This is a genomic window from Myxococcus vastator (genome assembly GCF_010894475.1).
Taxonomy (GTDB): domain Bacteria; phylum Myxococcota; class Myxococcia; order Myxococcales; family Myxococcaceae; genus Myxococcus; species Myxococcus vastator.
On the sequence record NZ_JAAIYB010000844.1, the window covers coordinates 1 to 1,348 of the forward strand.

The 1,348-nt window shown below is 71.3% G+C and carries 1 protein-coding gene; it reads left to right on the top strand.

What is annotated here, in order from left to right:
- Window positions 1-148 precede the first annotated feature (148 nt).
- A partial coding sequence (locus tag G4D87_RS37810; protein WP_240358939.1) for an ABC transporter permease occupies window positions 149-1,348 on the top strand: 1,200 nt, incomplete at its 3' end.

The following is a 1,348-nucleotide window of genomic DNA, read 5'->3' on the forward strand; positions in this document are numbered from 1 at the left end:
GGGCAGGGTGGGAGAAACGACACGTGGAAGCGCGCGGGATGTCCGGATGCGGGACTCCGATTCCCACGCACGCGCAGCCGGGCTTCTCGCTTCGTCCAGAGGGCCTGTACGCCGGGGGTGGCACGCGGCATGCTCAGGCGTCCTGGACATGACGATGACCCTGGGCCAGGACCTCCGCTTCGCGCTGCGTCGCCTTCGTGGCAGTCCCACCTTCACGCTGGTCGCGGTGGTCACGCTCGCGCTTGGGATTGGCGCCAACGTCTCCATCTTCAGCGTGGTGAATGCCGTGCTGCTGCGTCCGCTGCCCATGCACGACGACGCGAGCCTGGTGCACGTGTACAGCCAGCGGAAGCAGGGGCCGGGGCCCACCTCCGTGCTGGACTTCATGGACCTGCGAGAGCAGAGCCGCACGTTGGACGGCTTGTCCGCGGTGTCGTCCGTGACGCTGACGCTGGCGGCGGACAGCGCGGACACCTCGCCGGAGAAGGTGCAGGCGGGGATGGTGACGGGCGACTTCTTCCCGCTGCTGGGCGCGCGCGTGGAAATGGGACGCGCGCTTCATCCCGATGACGTCCAGCCCGGCGCGCCGAAGGTGGCGGTGCTCTCCCATGCGCTGTGGCAGCGGCGCTTCGGTGGGAGCGCCGCCGTGCTGGGGCGCTCGGTGGACCTGGGCACTCCCGAGCCGTGGACGGTGGTGGGGGTGATGGCGCCGGGCTTCGACTTCCCCTCCCGCTCTGAGCTGTGGCTCCCGCTGCGCTGGGAAGAGGGCATGACGAAGCCCGAGGGGCGCGGGGCGCACTGGCTGGAGGTGTACGGCCGGCTGGGCCCGGACGTGGCGCTGGCGTCCGCGCGCACCGAGCTCTCCGCCATCGCCCACCGTCTGGCGGAGCAGTACCCCCAGACGAACGAAGGCAAGGACGCGCGCGTGGAGCCGCTGCGCGACATGCTGGTGGGCAACGTCCGTCCGTCGCTCTTGATGATGCTGGGCGCGGTGGGGTTGGTGTTGCTCATCGCGTGCGCGAACCTCACGCACCTTCTCCTGGCGCGCGCGGCCTCGCGTGAGGGGGAGGTCTCCGTGCGCATCGCCCTGGGCGCGAGCCGTGGCCGCATCGCGCGCGAGCTGTTGGTGGAGTGCGGCGTGCTCGCCGGCCTGGGCACGGCCGTGGGGTTGCTGGTGGCGATGTGGGCACTGGACGCGCTGGCCACGTGGGGGCCTCGGGACATTCCCCGCATCGACGAGGTGTCGTTGGATGGCCCCGTGCTGGCCTTCACCGCGGGACTGGCCGTGCTGACCACGCTGCTGTTCGGACTGGTGCCCGCGCTCCAGGCGGGGCGGCTGGACCTGGTT